The following is a 15,853-nucleotide window of genomic DNA, read 5'->3' on the forward strand; positions in this document are numbered from 1 at the left end:
ATCGCATCAGATAACAGCTCTGTAACAATTCGGCACAGCAAAGAGGGGCCGGAAACACCGAGACCCTACAGTTATTCACAAGCTTGCAGTTGATTAGGTGGCTTTTACTTGCCCGCCACCCTTTTTGCTGGGAAGCCGAGACGACGGGTCTACCGACGCTGGCGCATTGGCCGGTCGTCCGAAAAGGAAACCCTGCACCTGTTCGCAGCCCTCTTCGATCACCATGCGATGCTGGTCAAAGGTTTCTATACCTTCGGCCACCACAGGCAGATCGAGGCTTCGGCCTAGCCCAACAATGGCTCGCACAATGGCTCTCGCACTGACATCGGTTTCCATACTGGTGATGAAGCTGCGGTCGATCTTGATCTTGTCGAACGGAAAGCTTTGAAGATTGCTGAGCGATGAATAGCCGGTACCGAAATCATCCATCACTATGCGAACGCCCAGTTTCTTCATACGGCGCAACAGTTCAAGTGTGGTGAGGCGATCCTTCATCAAGGCAGATTCTGTTACTTCCAGCTCCAATCTCGTAGGGTCAAGGTCGGTTTCTGCAAGAACCAAACTGACCGTATCCGGGAGATTAACCAAGCGGAACTGCACGGGTGAGAGGTTTACGGCAATAGTCAGATTTTTCTCCCACCCTGCAGCCGTGCGGCAAGCTTCACGCAGAACCCACTCGCCCAAAGCTACAATTGCTCCTGTCTCTTCGGCGATTGGAATGAAGACTTCCGGTGGTATCTGTCCACGTTCGGGATGGTTCCAGCGAACCAGCGCCTCATAACCGGTGCAACTTCCATCGGCGGTCGCAAACAAGGGTTGGTAGGCAATACTGATCTGACCGCGCACCATCGCATGGCGTAAATCCGCTTCCATCTGGCGACGTTCGCTTATTTCACGGTCCATTTCAGGTGAGTAGAATGCAACCGTACCCCGCCCTTCCGTCTTTGCCCGATAAAGCGCAATATCAGCAGCGTGTCGGATCGATTCTGAGTCCTTGCCGTCATTCGGGTACACGGCGACACCAATACTGACGCCAACGGCGGTCGGATCGAGCACAGTGTTCAGTTCCGACCTGAAGGTGTCCAGAATCTTCTCGGATAATTTCCGCGCACCCTTCGGCTGCGGCACACCCACTTGCAGAATAATAAACTCGTCACCGCCGATACGCGCAGCCGTATCTATACCGTTGATAGAACGTTTCAGAATGTTGGAGACCGTTTTCAATACGCGGTCGCCTTCAGCATGGCCGAAAATATCGTTCACGGCTTTGAAGCGGTCCAGATCAAGCGCCAGCACAGCAAACGGTTCACGATTGCGGCGCGCTACCGCATTCGCAAGACGCTCCTCGAAGAACATGCGATTGGGCAAATCGGTGAGTGCATCATGCCGCGCCATGTGTTCGATTTGACGCTGGGCTGTGCGTTTTTCGGTAAGGTCACGGACGGCCAACACCTCACAAGGACGCCCTTGATACTCAATTGTGTGAACTGCAAGTTCAAAGATGCGCTCATCATTTGGAAACCGGGGAGCCGCCTCAACCGCTTCCAAACGAGACGCACAGACCGGGAGCCCGTCAGCCGCCAACAACAGAGTATCCGGCGCGACACCAACAAGCGCCCTTTCGCTTCTCCGCATAAGTTCGGAAAACCGAGCATTCATTTCAACGATTCCGCCGTCACGGATAACAGCCAGTCCGTCCAATGTGGCGTTCGCAAATCCCTTTAGATCCGTCATATAACGGTCTACAAATACGGCAATGATCGTTGTCAAGGCTACGATACAAACCACAGCGGCAATGGCGCCGATCAGCCAGAGACGTCCGATACCAAGAGGATCGGCTGCGGGAAGGCTCGGGTTTGGAACCAGTTCAGTAGACGCGACTGCTGTGAAATGGAGCGTACAGACTGCCAGTATGCCTCCGACAGTAGGAAGCAGAATACGCATCCAGCCGGAAGCATTCGTCACCAGCCAGAAAGCCGCGAGCAGAAGTAGAATTGACACGATGCTACCCACGACGATTGGCGGGAGATCATAGTGGACATTGGCTGCCGCTTTGATTGCGCTCATACCCGTGAAATGCATCGCTGCAATTGACAACGTCGCCGAAACGGCGGCGATCAAGCTGAACTTGAACGTTGGCCCCTTGAGAAGGCGCAAACTCAACCAAAAGCCAAGAACCGCTATAGCTGCGGAAAGAACTGTGATTGTGAAATCAAACTCGATTGCAACGGTGCCGCTATAGGCAAGCATGGCGACAAAATGGGTTGCCCAAACGCCCAGCCCACCTGCAAAAGCACTTATCGCCAGCCAGTTATCGCGGCGGCTTTCCGTGCACTCCCGCGCGCGAGCAAGCAACAGGAAAAATGCAAACATGCTTGCAAATGAAATGGATGCAGCGAGAACCACAAAGGGCTGATCGTGCTGTATTGTCACGCATTCCAGGACTTTAAACATGTCGCCCCCTGCATCGTTCCGGAGAGCAGTTCCAACGCCAATGCAACCGCAAGTATCATCCAGATTGTGCTTTGTTCCCTATCCAAGAATACCAATAACTATTTAAGTATTTCTGAATTATGGAATACGGGATTCACGCCTGCCGATACCAGAAAAATCGGTCAAGTACGCCTGCCAAAACGCTTCCCGACACGGGCAAGTAATATCACGGGCAAAATTCCGACGACCACAATAGCAAGTGCTGCTATGGATGCCTCTTCATAAGTGCCGCGTGCGGCTTCACCATAAAGATGTGTTGCAAAGGTTTCGACGTTGAGCGGGCGCAGCAAAAGTGTTGCGGGTAGCTCTTTCACGCAGTCAACGAATACGAGCAGGCCCGCCGCCACGATGGCTGTTCTGGATAATGGCAAATGAACTGCATAGAATGTCCGTGTTACACCGCGTCCCAATGTGCGTGACGCATGATCGAGAGACAAAGGAATTCGCTCCAGCCCTGAATCAATACCACCGGCGGAAATGGCGAGGAATCGGACGACATAGGCATAAATGACCGCTGCGCCCGTTCCAATCAGCACCAATCCGGCAGAATACCCGAAGAAATGCGATGTGAACTGGTTGAAGAGGCTATCAAAGCCACCCGCGACCACCAGAATGCCGATGGCGATTACGGTGCCCGGCGCGGCGTATCCCATCGTCGATAGACGATAAGACCAGCGTGAAATGGGACCCGGGAAAAGCCGAACGGCATATGCTACAAACATTCCGCATATCAGCACCAGAGCCGTCGCGATTGAGGCCAAGGCGACTGTATTGAAAGCTTCACCAACCAATCGTGGAGATACACCGGCAAAGCGAATGCGTTTTACGGCTTCCACAACGAGATAAGTCGCAGGCAAGACAAATCCAATAATCACCGGTAGCGAGCACAGGCCGAACAGCCAGACAGCGTGGCCTCTTCTCACTTTTAATGGCTCGAACCCACGCGAATGGCGAATATTCGAAGCAAACCGCTGCTTACGACGCGCCCAGCGCTCAATTGAGACGAGGGCAACAACCAGAAACAGAAGCGCGAGTGCCAATTGGGCAGCCCCCGGCAAATCCGAGCGCGTTATCCAGGTTGTATAAATCGAAACGGTCAACGTGCGAACGCCCAGAAATTCAGCGGCACCCACGTCATTCAACGTTTCCATTAAGGCCAGACTGACACCGACCGCCACAGCAGGGCGGGCAAGTGGCAATGCAACCCGCCAGAAAATACCCTTGCGGCTGACTCCCAGAGTTCTTGCCGCCTCAATAAGACTTGCGGATTGGGTGAGAAACATGGCCCGTGTAGGAATATAGACATAGGGGTACAGAACGAAGCCCAGAAGAATGATGCACCCGGTCATCGAACGGATATCAGGCAATCGAAACTGACGCGGGCTTTCGTACCCCAACATGAAGCGTACCGCGCCTTGTACCGGACCGATAGGATGCAGGATATCGAGATAGGCATAGGCAACTATGTAGGTTGGGACAGCCAGCGGCAGCAAAAGCGCCCATTCGAGTATACCTCGCCCGCGAAAATCATAAGCCGTCACCAGCCATGCCGTCGATGTTCCAATAACAGCGGCGATAGTGCCGACACCTACGAGCAGAACAACCGTTTCGAGAAAAGCCGTTGGCAGATTGGTGGTTAGCAGATGCCCCCAAAGCCCTGCCGAGCCCTGAATAGCTTCAATGGCGAGGGCGAAAACCGGCAGCACAACCAGAATTGCGACCAATGCCGAGAGCCACAGCCAGTTGCGCCCTGCCCGTGCAGGTTGCAAAACTCGTTTCCGCATGGCGGCAAAGGCTTCCATTGGTCTCTCTATAATACAACGCCGGCACATGATTTGTACCGGCGTTAGACTGCTTAGTTCATTCGGCTTTTAGTTATCAAAACCAACTTTGTCGACCAATTCGCTAGCCTGCTTGCGATGGCTGACAATTTCTGACAACGGAACGCTGTCGATCTTCAGCTCACCGAACGACTCCACGATTGGATCGAGCGGCGCGCCCGGCCTGACCGGATATTCAAAATTGGCCTTGGCATAGATCTGCTGAGCCTCATCAGACACCAGATATTCAAGCAGCTTGACTGCTGCTTCCTTGTTCGGCGCATTCTTGGCAATGGCCGCCCCACTGATGTTCACCTGAGTTCCGCCATCCTTGAAGGTAGGCAGCAAGACCTTGATGCCTTCGCCCCATGCCTTCTGCTCGTCACCGCCCTTACCCGAACGCATCAGGCCGACATAATAGGAATTCGCGACCGCAATATCGCAAATACCGCCAACGATATCCTTAGCTCCGTCACGATCTCCGCCAGCGGCTTTTCGCGCAAGATTGTCCTTGAGACCCTTCAGCCATTCTTCGGTCTTTTCCGCACCATAATGCGCGATATAGTCCGCGAAGAGAGCAGTATTGTAAGGATGCTGACCTGCACGAATACAGACTTTACCCTTCCATTTCGGATCGGAGAGGTCTTCGTAAGTGATCTTGTCAATCTCAAGGTCCTTGGCCGCATAGACAACACGAGCGCGCATGGAAAGCGCGAACCAATTATCCTTTGCATCGCGAAGCTGTTCCGGGACGGCCTCTTTCAGCACCTTTGAATCGACAGGCTGGGTAAGGCCCTTGTCAACGAGGTCAACCAGATTACCGGCATCCACCGTCATAAGAATGTCGGCGGGTGAATTCGCACCCTCTGAGGCCACGCGCTCTGCCAAGCCATCCTTCAGAAATACTGTATTGACCGTGATTCCCGTGGACGATTTAAAAGCATCGAGCAAGGGCTGAATAAGGCCCGGCTCGCGTGTCGTGTAAATGTTCACTTCATCTGCGTGGGCGGCTCCTGCGAAAAACGTTGCTGCGGCGAGAGCGAGACCATAACGCGCAAACTTGGACATTCTACCTCCAGATGGACCGGTTTCATTTCGAATTATGAGCGAACTAATCAAGTTATACGGTGAGGCTCGCTGACGGTCAATTACCCATACAACTCTGATGCCGTATATTTTCGATCACTTGGGGAAGATAAGCGCCTTGTCCCAGTGTGGGCACAGAACAATATCGATAGCTGTTGCAGGAAGCCGCAGCTCCGTACGCACCCGCAGACGCAGAGCTGCGCCTGTCACCTGTACGACCAGTTCTTCGATTTCACCGAGAAAAGTGCGCGATTCAATATGACCACGCAATGAAGCTTCGCCGGCCTCACCTTGGGTCAGGATCGTAAAATCGCGTGGACGCAGATAGACAAACACTTCAGCATTTGGCTCAAGCCTTTTGGTCGTGGCAAGCGTCCCAAAGGGAGTGGCTAGTTTATCACCTTCAACTTTCCCCGGTATCATATTGAAGTCACAGAAAAAATCTGCCGCATAACGGTTCAAAGGCCGGTCATGGAGTTCGCATGCGGGGCCACTTTGAACGATTGTTCCAGAGCGCATCAGCACCACTCGATCCCCAGTCGACAATGCTTCTTCAGCCTCGTGGGTTACAATAATCGCCGTTGTACCGAGTTCCCTCAATAAGGCGACAGTTTCGCGACGAACTCTGGCACGCAGACCTCTATCAAGATTTGAAAAAGGCTCGTCCATCAGCAACAGATGTGGTTTCGGAGCAAGGGCACGGACAAGAGCGACACGTTGTTGCTCGCCGCCAGACAGCATGTGCGGATAGCGATCCGCCATATGCGACAGCGACACCAGTTCCAGAAGCTCCTTTGCCCGCGCGCGCACTTCGCCTCTGGGCATTTTCCGCAAACCGAACAGGATATTTTCCTTGACCGTCAGGTGCGGAAACAGGGCGTAATCCTGAAAGACCACACCGACATTCCGTTTTTCCGGCTCGATGAAGACCGATGGGCCGACAAATGTTTTGCCGCCCATCGCAAGTGTTCCACAATCTGGAGCATCAATGCCGGCAATGATGCGCAATAGAGAAGTCTTGCCACAGCCAGAATGGCCAACCAGACAGATGATCTCGCCCGCTTGGACATCAAGGGAAACGTCGTCAAGCGCAAGCGCTGCTCCAAATTGGCGGCGAATACCGGATAACGCCAATGCCGGACCGGAATGACCGGAAACCTGTCTTTCATCGTACGGGTTGCGTGCGTCCATAGGCAAGATCGCGTGTCCAGATTGCAGTTCAGGCGGATATAGAGGCACATTCTCCAGAAAGCTACTAAAACAGGATAGAATATCTCAGGAATATCGTAACTAAGTATTTTTAGAGCGGCTTATCTGGTTGATCGCGAACGAAAAGCGCGCCATGTTCGCACTGCTTCCACATGCCCAAATCACCCAATCGCATTGCAGGAGAACACCGAAATGGGGCCGGTCACGGATAAGGTGGCGACAGCTGAAAGCTTGCCGCAGGAAACCAAAATCGCCATCATCGGTGGCGGCGTCATCGGTGTTTCCACGGCTCTCTTTCTGGCCGAGCGAGGCATCCCCGTCACTCTCCTTGAAAAAGGCGAGATCGCAGGCGAGCAATCCAGCCGCAACTGGGGTTGGTGCCGACGCACGGGCCGTGACAGCCGCGAAATGCCGCTCATAGTCGAGAGCATGCGACTATGGGACAGCATGAACGAACGTACTGGGCGCGAAACAGGTTTCCGTGTTACCGGAATCGCCTACACGGCTGAAAAAGAAGAGCAAATAGCTCTTTATACCGACTGGATCAAGATTGCCCGCGAACATGGTATAGAAACCGAACTTCTCAACTCCAAACAAGCTGCTGCACTGGTACCAAACGTCAATCGGAATCTCGCAGGCGGTATGATTACCCCCCTCGACGGTCGCGCAGAACCGCAAAAGGCCGTTCCGGCTTTCGCTGCAAAAGCCCAAGAAAACGGTGCCGTCATTCTACAAAATTGCGCGGTGCGCGGTATCGAAACAACCAATGGCCGTGTCACTGCTGTTCTGACTGAAAAAGGCCGCCTGCGCTGTGAGGCGGTAGTGGTTGCGGGAGGAGCATGGTCCAGACTTATTGTTTCTGAATTCAATGCCCACTTGCCGCAGTTGAAAGTTCGTTCTTCCGTCTTCCGTACAGCGGCTCTCGATGCAGGTGTGGAACCTGCGATTGCATTTTCAGACTTTGCCCTACGCAAAAGGCTGGATGGCGGTTATACGGTCGCGAGCCTTGGCGGGTCCATCGCTGATATCGTACCCGACAGTTTCCGGTTTTTTCGCGATTTCATACCGTCGCTTTCGAGCGAATGGCGCTCGTTGCGGTTCCGATTTGGCGAGCGCTTTTTCGAAGAAGCATTCCAGTGGAAGCTTCGACCTGCAGATCAGGTCTCTATCTTCGAGAAAATCCGTACACTCGACCCTGCTCCACACAAGGCAGCCAATGCTCAGGTGCTTGCGAAACTGAAGCAGGCAATCCCTTCTTTCGCATCAGCCACAATAACGCAGGAATGGGCAGGTCTCATCGATACGATGCCGGATGTCATTCCGGTTATTTCACCCCTTCCGGGCGTTGAAGGATTGATTGTGGCAACGGGCTTTTCAGGACACGGCTTCGGGATCGGTCCAGGAGCGGGTAAGCTTGTAGCCGATATGGTCACGGGAGAAACGCCGATTGTCGATCCTTCGGCGTTTCATATATCGCGCTTCTCCGATGGTTCCAAAATCCGCATTGAGAATTGGGGATAGGTCTTCGCACCGGACTACTCGATCACACCGCAGGCAAACCGTGCTCCACCGCCGCCAAGGGGCTTAGGCTCATCGGAGTAATTGTCGCCCCCCATGTGAACCATCAAAGCTCTACCTTTGATTTCATCCAGCGACTTCAGACGCGGAGCCGTGACGCTTTGCGTCACATCGCCAGCGGCGTCTGTCTTGAGCAAAGGTAGATCACCAAGGTGCCCCTCGCCTTCCGGCCCCATATGATGCTTGGAATGTGAGGGGTCGTAATGCCCACCGGCAGCTTGCGCCGGAACAGTTTTTCCATCCTGCTCAGCCGGTGCGCAGCTTCCTTTCTCGTGAACATGAAAGCCATGCTCACCGGCAGGCAGGCCATGCAAATCGGGTTTGAATTGCAATCCGTCAGCAGTCTGCGAGATCTTGACGGTGCCGATTTCTTTCCCCTGCCCCGTCGGCAGAGCTTCGTAGAGTTTGACACTCACATCCGCAGCAACGGCTGGAACTGTCAGAAGCATCATTGCTGAAGCAATCAATAGCGGCTGCATCATTTCCTCCTGATCGCGATAATTCGTGATGAGGGGACAACGCATACCGTCAGAAATTGTTCGAAAATAAATGTTCGAAGGGCGGACCGCATGACAAACGACCGCCACGCGGCCCGCCACAGACTATACCGTCACGAATTGAGCCATCATGCCCACATCTTCATGTTCCAGCACATGGCAATGGAACATGAACGGATGGCTCTTCGCCCCCTCACGGTCGAAATGGACAAGTATTTCGGCCTTGCCATCGATCAAAGCAGTATCCTTCCATCCCGACTGGTGCGCTGGCGGAGCCTTGCCGTTAAGGGAAAGAATACGGAATGACGCTCCGTGGATATGGAATGGGTGTGGCATCTCCTTCGTTGTAAGATCCCAAATCTCCCAAGAACCAAGTTTGGCCTCAACATCAATGCGATCCATGTCGAACGGTTTACCCGCGATTGCCATTTCCACACCCGAGGTCAGAGCTTCAAGCGCAGGCCCCGCATCGGCAGAACTCCTGGCTCCGTGCATATCGTGATCCATCGCGCCGGACATCGAGCTCATATCCATATTGCCCATATTATGCCCGGTATGAGGGTCGGCTGATGGCTTAGCCATCATCAGTTTCATATTCTCTGCCATCCGCTCGTCGAAGGAGAACGAACGGCGTTTTACAGAAAGTTTTTCATCAGGCGCATCAGGACCATCGAGACGATCTGGAAGGGTCGTGATTTTCCCATGCAACGCAGCGTCTACGACAAACCGCATCAATTGCAGATCATCGCCGCCGCTGTCATCGCCATAAGTCAGCAGGTCAGCCGCCTCGCCGTTGGAGAAATCAACCAGAACCTCATAACGTTCACCGGGGCTGATGGTCAGCCTTTCGACCTGTTCTGGCTTTCCAATGAAGCCGCCATCTGATGCTATGACAAGCAAAGGCCGATCATCACCCAGACGGATATGGAAGTTTCGCGCATTGGCGCCGTTCAAAATACGCAGACGCACGATGGATGCGGGAACACGTGCTTCCGGTGAAACGACACCATTGACGATAAGCTTGTCGCCTCGGAAGCCATGCATCAAATCCATGATATCGGGTTGATAGACCTCATCACCCTCAATCACTCGGCGATCCTGAAGCACCAATGGAATATCATCCACGCCGTAATCTTCCGGTAGCCCGCGTTCAGCATCCTTGCCATCAGTCACCACCATCAAACCGGCGATACCCATATGCGCCTGGCGAGCGGTGTTTCCATGCAGATGCGGATGGAACCAGTTGAACGAAGCTGGCTGATTAACCGTGACTTTCGGCTTCCACTCTCCGCCCCCTGCTATCAGATTATGCGGCCCACCGTCGAGGACGGACGGAACAAACAGCCCATGCCAATGAAGCGTGGTTTCTTCATCCATGCCATTTTTGACGGAAAGGGTAACCGTTTCCCCGTTCTTCAAGCGGACGAGAGGACCAAGATAGGCGCCATTGATGCCGGCAGATGCCGCTTCGCTTCCTTCTTCGAAACTGTGTCGCCCCTTCTGTACTTTCAATTTAACAACACCTGATGCATCGGGTTCAAGCAGAGCCGGTAAGGGCAAAGGACGACCGGATTGGGCGGTCGATGAGGCCGCGGCTCCGTGCCCCATATGCTGATGTACATCTTGTGCCCGGCTGTCAAAGGGGCGAATGGCTGTGATAAAGGCGGCGCCTGCCCCAAGGGTCAGCAGGCGGCGGCGTGTAATTCCAGACATGGTAAGTCTCCAGACAATAATCATAATAGCCGCCAAACCTTTGACGGCGATTTCAAGATCAAGCCTGGAGCGTTATCGGAGGGCGCAGATCTCTGTTCGGAGAATTGCCATTCAGCGCCGCAACAAGCGGCGGCAAGCCGAAATCCTGTGTGGAATCAGAGGCGCGCAGGTCTGTCGCCAACTGAACAACACATCCACATGTCATCATGACACAAACATTTAGTGTTTTAGCACCGTGATCCATTGGTGCAGTCTTGCCCTCGTCCACCGACATAGACATCGACAAGCCGTCCATATGATGCGGCATACTCACATGACATTCGGAACCCGTCTGCACAGATGGCGTGTCATGCGCCATCGCATAACAAAGCTGCACGGAAACGAGAAACAGGAACGAAAGCAATGTCACAAGCATACGGGAAGGCAAACGCAAGACCGCATGGCCCCGTGCCGTATTCCTCATACCGATATCGTACTTTGCTCGATACATCTTTGTTTCCAAACAGACGACATGCGAAATCTAGTCGTACGACGCGGCAATTGAAAGACCAGGCCGAGTGATGACGGGAATTTTATCCACTTTCGCTTTTCTTTCCAAATCAGCCCATCCGAAATCATAAAGTTGCTCAAAAGCCGTTTTCTGCTTGCGATTCCATACTCTGCGGTTTTAAAGAAACCATATCTCGGGCCCCTCCCCCTAATTTAGACGGCCCGCAAATATTGGATCTGAAACAATGACTGTCGCTGTAGCGGTTTCCCCGCAGAAAAATTCCGCGCGCCGCGTTCTGGCCGCAAGCATGATCGGCACAACGATCGAATTCTTTGACTTCTATATTTATGCAACCGCTGCGGTGATTGTGTTCCCGCATTTGTTCTTCCCTGCGAGCGACGGTAACTCCGCGCTTCTCCAGTCTCTGGCAACCTTTGCGATTGCCTTCTTTGCCCGCCCCATCGGTGGTGCCCTGTTCGGTCACTTTGGGGACAAGGTCGGGCGCAAGGCGACGCTGGTGGCCGCACTCATGACCATGGGCATTTCCACGGTCGCCATCGGCTTCCTACCAACATACGACTCCATCGGCGTATGGGCAGCTCTCCTGCTGGCTCTCTGCCGTCTGGGTCAGGGACTTGGCCTTGGTGGTGAATGGGGCGGCGCAGTGCTGCTTGCAACTGAAAATGCACCGGAAGGCAAGCGCACATGGTACGGCATGTTCCCGCAACTCGGCGCACCAGTTGGCTTCATTCTGGCAACAGGCATCTTCCTCGTTCTGGCTGAAGCTCTCACCGAAGAACAGTTTTTTGCTTTCGGCTGGCGCATTCCATTCATCGCCAGCGCCCTTCTGGTCGGTGTGGGCCTCTTCATCCGACTGAAAATCGCTGAAACGCCAGAATTCCAGAAGGCAATCGACAAGGCTGAACGCGTCGAAGTACCAGTCGCCACGCTGTTCAAAAAACACAAGACGAGCCTGTTTCTCGGCACCATCGGTGCGGTTGCGACCTTCGTCCTGTTCTACTTGATGACGGTCTTCTCGCTGGGATGGGGCACACGCGCACTTGGTTACAGCCGCGAGGAATTTCTTATCCTGCAGATGGCTGGCGTAATCTTCTTCGGGCTCATGATTCCAGTTGCAGCGTTGCTGTCCGACCGCTTTGGCATGCGCCCAGTCATGATCATCGTCACAGTCCTGATCGGCCTCTACGGCTTCATCATGGCGCCGTTGTTCATGGCTGGTACAGCTGGTGTTCTCGCATTCCTCATCATTGGGTTCGGCTTGATGGGCTTGACCTACGGTCCAATTGGCGCCGCTCTGGCCGAGCCGTTCCCAACTTCCGTGCGCTACACTGGCGCTTCATTGACCTTCAATCTGGCGGGTATCCTCGGTGCTTCGGTTGCACCCTATATCGCGACCTGGCTCGCAACGCATTATAGCTTCAACTATGTCGGCTATTACATGTCTGTTGCCGCGGTTGTCTCGCTGATCGGTTTTGCCTTCATCTCGTTCAAGCGCGACGAGTAATAAACCCTACGAAACAAAAAGCCCGCGTGGACTAATCCACGCGGGTTTTCTTTTTTAAAAAGCGTGCTGCTCTTATTCAGTGTCAGCAGCTTCCAGCGCGATAGCCACCGACTGAATAATCGATGCAAAACGCACGGCAGTCTGGATCGTTTCCGACGTCACATTGGCCTTGCGCAGGACATCCTCATGCGCATCAATGCACATGCCACAACCGTTGATCGCAGATACAGCCAGTGACCAGAGTTCGAAATCAATCTTATCGACACCCGGATTACCGATCACATTCATGCGCAGCTTCGCTGGCATGGTGCGATAGTCCTTGTTGGTCGCAAGATGCACGAAGCGATAATAGACGTTGTTCATGCCCATGATCGACGCAGCAGACTTTGCCGCCTGAATGACGGAAGCATCGACCTTGGCAGCTGCTTCGGCAACAAGCGCCTTGCGCACATCGGCATTTCGAGAGGCAATGCCGCAGGCGACAAACAGACCGTATTTCTGTTGCGATGTCAGAGTTTCGTCGCTTGCCATCGACGAAAGATTGAGACGAACGTCCTTGGCGAAATCCGGGATCTTTGACTTCAGATCATCAATGGACATGGAACCCTCTTTATCTGTCATTTGGATATTAGATAAAAGAAAGGCGGGCCTTGACCCGCCTTTCTGCAAACCAATCGGGGCCTATCAGGCAGCCTTGAGCGTCTCGCCGCCGACTTCGCGGTTGCATGGGCAAAGCTCATCGGTCTGCAGCGCATCGAGAACGCGCAGCGTATCTTTTGGGGCGCGACCAACATTGAGGTTGGTTGCGTAAACGTGCTGGATCGTGTTGTCCGGATCGACAACAAAGGTGTAGCGGTATGCGACGCCGTCCGGCGAACGAACACCGAGGCCATCGACCAGCGAACCATTGGTGTCGGCAAACGACCAGATCGGCAGCTTGTCGAGGTCCTTGTGATCGCGACGCCATGCAAGCTTCACGAATTCATTGTCGGTCGAACCGCCCAGAACGACTGCGTCGCGGTCTTCGAAATCCGAAGCAAGGCGCGCAAATTCAGCGATTTCGGTCGGGCACACAAAGGTAAAATCCTTCGGGTAAAAGAAAATAACCTTCCACTTGCCCGCGAAGCTTGCTTCGGTGATTTCTTCAAATGCCGAAACGCCGTTTTCTTCGTGATGGTTGAAACCGGGCTTTACGCCGGTGACCTGGAAAGAGGGAAGCTTGTCGCCGATACCGAGCATTCTATACCTGCCTGTAAATTCAATTGTTATGCGGAAATTTCTGAAATTTCAGAATTCTCCGTCTGCGAGTCAGATATAGGCGTTCTTGTTAAATCGGTCAAAGCGATTATAACGATCAAATCCATCGATTATAACGATGGAGAAAAATCGAAAGATTCAATGCTCAACATTAGCGTCCGTCAGCTCCATTACTTTATGGCCCTTGTCAAAGCGGGATCCTTTTCGCGTGCAGCCGAGGTCGTGGGTGTTACCCAGTCGACGCTGAGTGCGGCGATCCAGGCACTCGAGACAGAGCTTGACGTAATACTGATCGATCGCTCGGGCAGGCGAATGCAGCTGCTGCCTGCCGGTGAAGATTTTCTGGCACGCGCTCGTACGATCATAGCCCTCATTGAAGAACTACCCGAACACGCGCGGCAGGCCGAGCGACCGCTGACGACCAGACTGCGAATGGGTGTCATCCCTTCAATAGCGCCATTTCTGCTGCCTAAAGTCCTGCCCGCGACCGCCAAAGCTTTTCCCGAATTGCAGTTGACTATTCGCGAAGGTCTCACTCGGTCGTTGCTCGACAGCTTGCGTTCAGGTTCGCTCGATGTAGCACTCGTCGCCCATCCATACGATCTCGATGAATTTGAGGTAGCAGGACTTGGTCGGGACATCTTCTATCTGGCAGTACGGCGCGATCATGAGCTGGCCAATCGCGATCAGGTCGAGGCTGACGACCTGCAGGACCAGCCGTTTCTGCTGCTGGAAACCGGGCATTGCCTTCGGGAACACGTCATGGCCGCCATAGGATCCACACCGGCCCAAGCAAGCGGTGACGTTCATGCCACATCCATCATGACGTTGGTGCAACTTGTCGATTTCGGGATGGGTGTTACGCTGTTGCCTGAAGTGGCAGTCAAAGCCGGAGTTACTCGCGGAACAGAGCTGAGTATCGTTCCATATGAGGGCAAGAGCAATTACCGCTCACTGGTTCTCGTCTGGCGCTCCAACGCCGCCCGCCGCAACGAATTTCAGCTCTTCGCTGACCATCTTCGCAGCAAGTGCATGAAACCAGCCTAGAGAATCCCCCACGCGCGAAACCGCCCCCTCCCGGTGATTTCCCGCAAATTGAGCTCCGAAATCAGCTTCAGCGCCCCTTGCTGTGTAACCTGAAGTTCCTTCTCCACCATCTGGCTGGAAATCACGGGCCTGCGCAGAACCATCTCCATCAATTGCGGCAATCGCGAATTGGACCTGCGCCCCTTGAGCTTACGCTGCATTTGCTCGCGCGCCAGAAGCAGCCGGTCATGCTCCTTCATGGTCGTATCGGCGGCATCTTCGATGCTTTCGAAAAATGCCCTGAGACGGACCAGACGATTGGGTGAACGCCGTTCATCCGGTCGTTTCGCGCGGAGACCTAGGCTGATCGCCGGCAAATGGCCCATTGCAAGACCACTTTGACGCAAGAAGGCGGCAGTCAGCAATCGGCCAATCCATGACGATCGCTGAACAACCTCCAGAGAAAACCATGCATCGTGGATCAAAGCGGCGCGCATGAGTGGCGGCAGATGCCGTGTCGCAGCAAGACAATCCCGCCATTCCTGCAAACGTGCATCCTCATCCCAGTCATCGTCGTAAAGTAGCGTATCCCGCGAAGTCGCTTCCGGTTTGGGTTTGCCTGGAACTGCGCCTTTCAAAAGTGCGTTAGTCCGCGCAAGCAAATTGTCAATGTCATCGAGCAACGGATCGACTTCGTCGTCCATTGCTTCTGACAGCTCAACTTCTGCAGGTGTCGTATCAACTGTTCGGCCGAGCAATTGTTGAATGCCGGTCGGGCCAAGAGCCCAGTCGGCCGACCTTCCAGCAATCTGTCGGCGCATGCGCAATACGGCATGTGCGATGGTCAGCGCGTGAGTTGGCATCCGACTGTCCATGAAGGCATCATGTAGGACCAAGTCTTCCATATGCACAAGTTCGCCTTCAAGCCACATCGAAGCGACGGCATCGTGCATATGCATCCGCTCGACCATACCTTCGCGAATGGGCGAGCGCGAAAGCCGCTCGTCCAGCCGCACCAAAGCTGCCGTAGCCTTGCTCACGGGTACGAAAAACTCTTCAAAAGGCAAATCATCGATCTTGTAGGCCATGCCCCGCATATCGCAGCCGAATGAACCGTTTTGCAAGTAGCAATGTTAACAAGGGCTTGTAGTCGTTGTGC

General features: G+C 53.9%; 13 protein-coding genes. 3 read left to right on the forward strand and 10 right to left on the reverse strand.

Annotated features, from left to right (window positions below; all coding sequences use genetic code 11):
* Positions 1-93: 93 nt before the first annotated feature.
* From F9K94_RS16400 to F9K94_RS16415, 4 genes are all read right to left on the reverse strand, one after another.
* Entirely contained in the window at positions 94-2,454 is a 2,361-nt protein-coding gene (locus tag F9K94_RS16400; RefSeq protein ID WP_151646963.1) for a bifunctional diguanylate cyclase/phosphodiesterase, read from the reverse strand.
* A 161-nt stretch (positions 2,455-2,615) separates the two neighbouring features.
* A complete protein-coding gene (locus tag F9K94_RS16405; protein WP_061347044.1) occupies positions 2,616-4,295 on the reverse strand; it encodes an ABC transporter permease in 1,680 nt (559 codons plus the stop codon).
* A 69-nt stretch (positions 4,296-4,364) separates the two neighbouring features.
* Positions 4,365-5,381 (reverse strand): Fe(3+) ABC transporter substrate-binding protein, encoded by a 1,017-nt coding sequence (locus tag F9K94_RS16410; protein ID WP_061347043.1) that lies wholly within the window; start codon positions 5,379-5,381, stop codon positions 4,365-4,367.
* A gap of 114 nt (positions 5,382-5,495) precedes the next feature.
* The gene (locus F9K94_RS16415) at positions 5,496-6,590 is read right to left on the reverse strand and encodes an ABC transporter ATP-binding protein (protein ID WP_151646965.1); all 1,095 of its coding nucleotides are present in this window, start codon (positions 6,588-6,590) and stop codon (positions 5,496-5,498) included.
* Between the two features lie 210 nt (positions 6,591-6,800).
* Between F9K94_RS16415 and F9K94_RS16420 the strand changes: the two genes are divergently transcribed.
* Entirely contained in the window at positions 6,801-8,129 is a 1,329-nt protein-coding gene (locus F9K94_RS16420) for an NAD(P)/FAD-dependent oxidoreductase (RefSeq protein ID WP_151646967.1), read from the forward strand.
* A gap of 14 nt (positions 8,130-8,143) precedes the next feature.
* Here F9K94_RS16420 and sodC read toward each other — a convergent pair whose 3' ends face one another.
* The 3 genes from sodC to F9K94_RS16435 form a co-directional block, all read right to left on the reverse strand.
* Positions 8,144-8,665, reverse strand: a complete 522-nt coding sequence (sodC, locus tag F9K94_RS16425; RefSeq protein ID WP_151646969.1) for a superoxide dismutase family protein — start codon at positions 8,663-8,665, stop codon at positions 8,144-8,146.
* 123 nt (positions 8,666-8,788) lie between these two features.
* Positions 8,789-10,396 (reverse strand): multicopper oxidase CueO, encoded by a 1,608-nt coding sequence (cueO, locus tag F9K94_RS16430; RefSeq protein WP_151646971.1) that lies wholly within the window; start codon positions 10,394-10,396, stop codon positions 8,789-8,791.
* A 58-nt stretch (positions 10,397-10,454) separates the two neighbouring features.
* Positions 10,455-10,886 (reverse strand): hypothetical protein, encoded by a 432-nt coding sequence (locus tag F9K94_RS16435; protein ID WP_151646973.1) that lies wholly within the window; start codon positions 10,884-10,886, stop codon positions 10,455-10,457.
* 244 nt (positions 10,887-11,130) lie between these two features.
* On the opposite strand from F9K94_RS16435, the gene F9K94_RS16440 reads away from it, so the two are divergent.
* On the forward strand, positions 11,131-12,411 hold the full coding sequence (locus tag F9K94_RS16440; RefSeq protein ID WP_151646975.1) for an MFS transporter: 1,281 nt from the start codon (positions 11,131-11,133) through the stop codon (positions 12,409-12,411).
* 72 nt (positions 12,412-12,483) lie between these two features.
* Here F9K94_RS16440 and F9K94_RS16445 read toward each other — a convergent pair whose 3' ends face one another.
* Both F9K94_RS16445 and F9K94_RS16450 read right to left on the reverse strand, forming a co-directional pair.
* Positions 12,484-13,011, reverse strand: coding sequence for a carboxymuconolactone decarboxylase family protein (locus tag F9K94_RS16445; RefSeq protein ID WP_151554507.1), 528 nt, complete (start codon positions 13,009-13,011; stop codon positions 12,484-12,486).
* Between the two features lie 84 nt (positions 13,012-13,095).
* Positions 13,096-13,650, reverse strand: coding sequence for a peroxiredoxin (locus F9K94_RS16450; protein ID WP_151646977.1), 555 nt, complete (start codon positions 13,648-13,650; stop codon positions 13,096-13,098).
* A gap of 159 nt (positions 13,651-13,809) precedes the next feature.
* On the opposite strand from F9K94_RS16450, the gene F9K94_RS16455 reads away from it, so the two are divergent.
* Entirely contained in the window at positions 13,810-14,715 is a 906-nt protein-coding gene (locus F9K94_RS16455) for a hydrogen peroxide-inducible genes activator (RefSeq protein WP_151646979.1), read from the forward strand.
* On the opposite strand, the gene F9K94_RS16460 is transcribed toward F9K94_RS16455, so the two are convergent.
* Positions 14,712-15,782, reverse strand: a complete 1,071-nt coding sequence (locus F9K94_RS16460; RefSeq protein WP_151646981.1) for an RHE_PE00001 family protein — start codon at positions 15,780-15,782, stop codon at positions 14,712-14,714. The genes F9K94_RS16455 and F9K94_RS16460 overlap by 4 nt on opposite strands.
* Positions 15,783-15,853 lie beyond the last annotated feature (71 nt).

Source organism: Brucella tritici, assembly GCF_008932285.1.
GTDB lineage: Bacteria > Pseudomonadota > Alphaproteobacteria > Rhizobiales > Rhizobiaceae > Brucella > Brucella tritici.

Bases quoted from the DNA above. Each gene is read 5' to 3' on its own strand.
- sodC (WP_151646969.1), bottom strand. From the start codon at position 8,665: ATGCAGCCGCTATTGATTGCTTCAGCAATGATGCTTCTGACAGTTCCA.
- F9K94_RS16410 (WP_061347043.1), bottom strand. From the start codon at position 5,381: ATGTCCAAGTTTGCGCGTTATGGTCTCGCTCTCGCCGCAGCAACGTTT.
- F9K94_RS16450 (WP_151646977.1), bottom strand. From the start codon at position 13,650: ATGCTCGGTATCGGCGACAAGCTTCCCTCTTTCCAGGTCACCGGCGTA.
- F9K94_RS16440 (WP_151646975.1), top strand. From the start codon at position 11,131: ATGACTGTCGCTGTAGCGGTTTCCCCGCAGAAAAATTCCGCGCGCCGC.
- cueO (WP_151646971.1), bottom strand. From the start codon at position 10,396: ATGTCTGGAATTACACGCCGCCGCCTGCTGACCCTTGGGGCAGGCGCC.
- F9K94_RS16435 (WP_151646973.1), bottom strand. From the start codon at position 10,886: ATGTATCGAGCAAAGTACGATATCGGTATGAGGAATACGGCACGGGGC.
- F9K94_RS16460 (WP_151646981.1), bottom strand. From the start codon at position 15,782: ATGGCCTACAAGATCGATGATTTGCCTTTTGAAGAGTTTTTCGTACCC.
- F9K94_RS16400 (WP_151646963.1), bottom strand. From the start codon at position 2,454: ATGTTTAAAGTCCTGGAATGCGTGACAATACAGCACGATCAGCCCTTT.
- F9K94_RS16415 (WP_151646965.1), bottom strand. From the start codon at position 6,590: ATGGACGCACGCAACCCGTACGATGAAAGACAGGTTTCCGGTCATTCC.
- F9K94_RS16445 (WP_151554507.1), bottom strand. From the start codon at position 13,011: ATGTCCATTGATGATCTGAAGTCAAAGATCCCGGATTTCGCCAAGGAC.
- F9K94_RS16405 (WP_061347044.1), bottom strand. From the start codon at position 4,295: ATGGAAGCCTTTGCCGCCATGCGGAAACGAGTTTTGCAACCTGCACGG.
- F9K94_RS16420 (WP_151646967.1), top strand. From the start codon at position 6,801: ATGGGGCCGGTCACGGATAAGGTGGCGACAGCTGAAAGCTTGCCGCAG.
- F9K94_RS16455 (WP_151646979.1), top strand. From the start codon at position 13,810: ATGCTCAACATTAGCGTCCGTCAGCTCCATTACTTTATGGCCCTTGTC.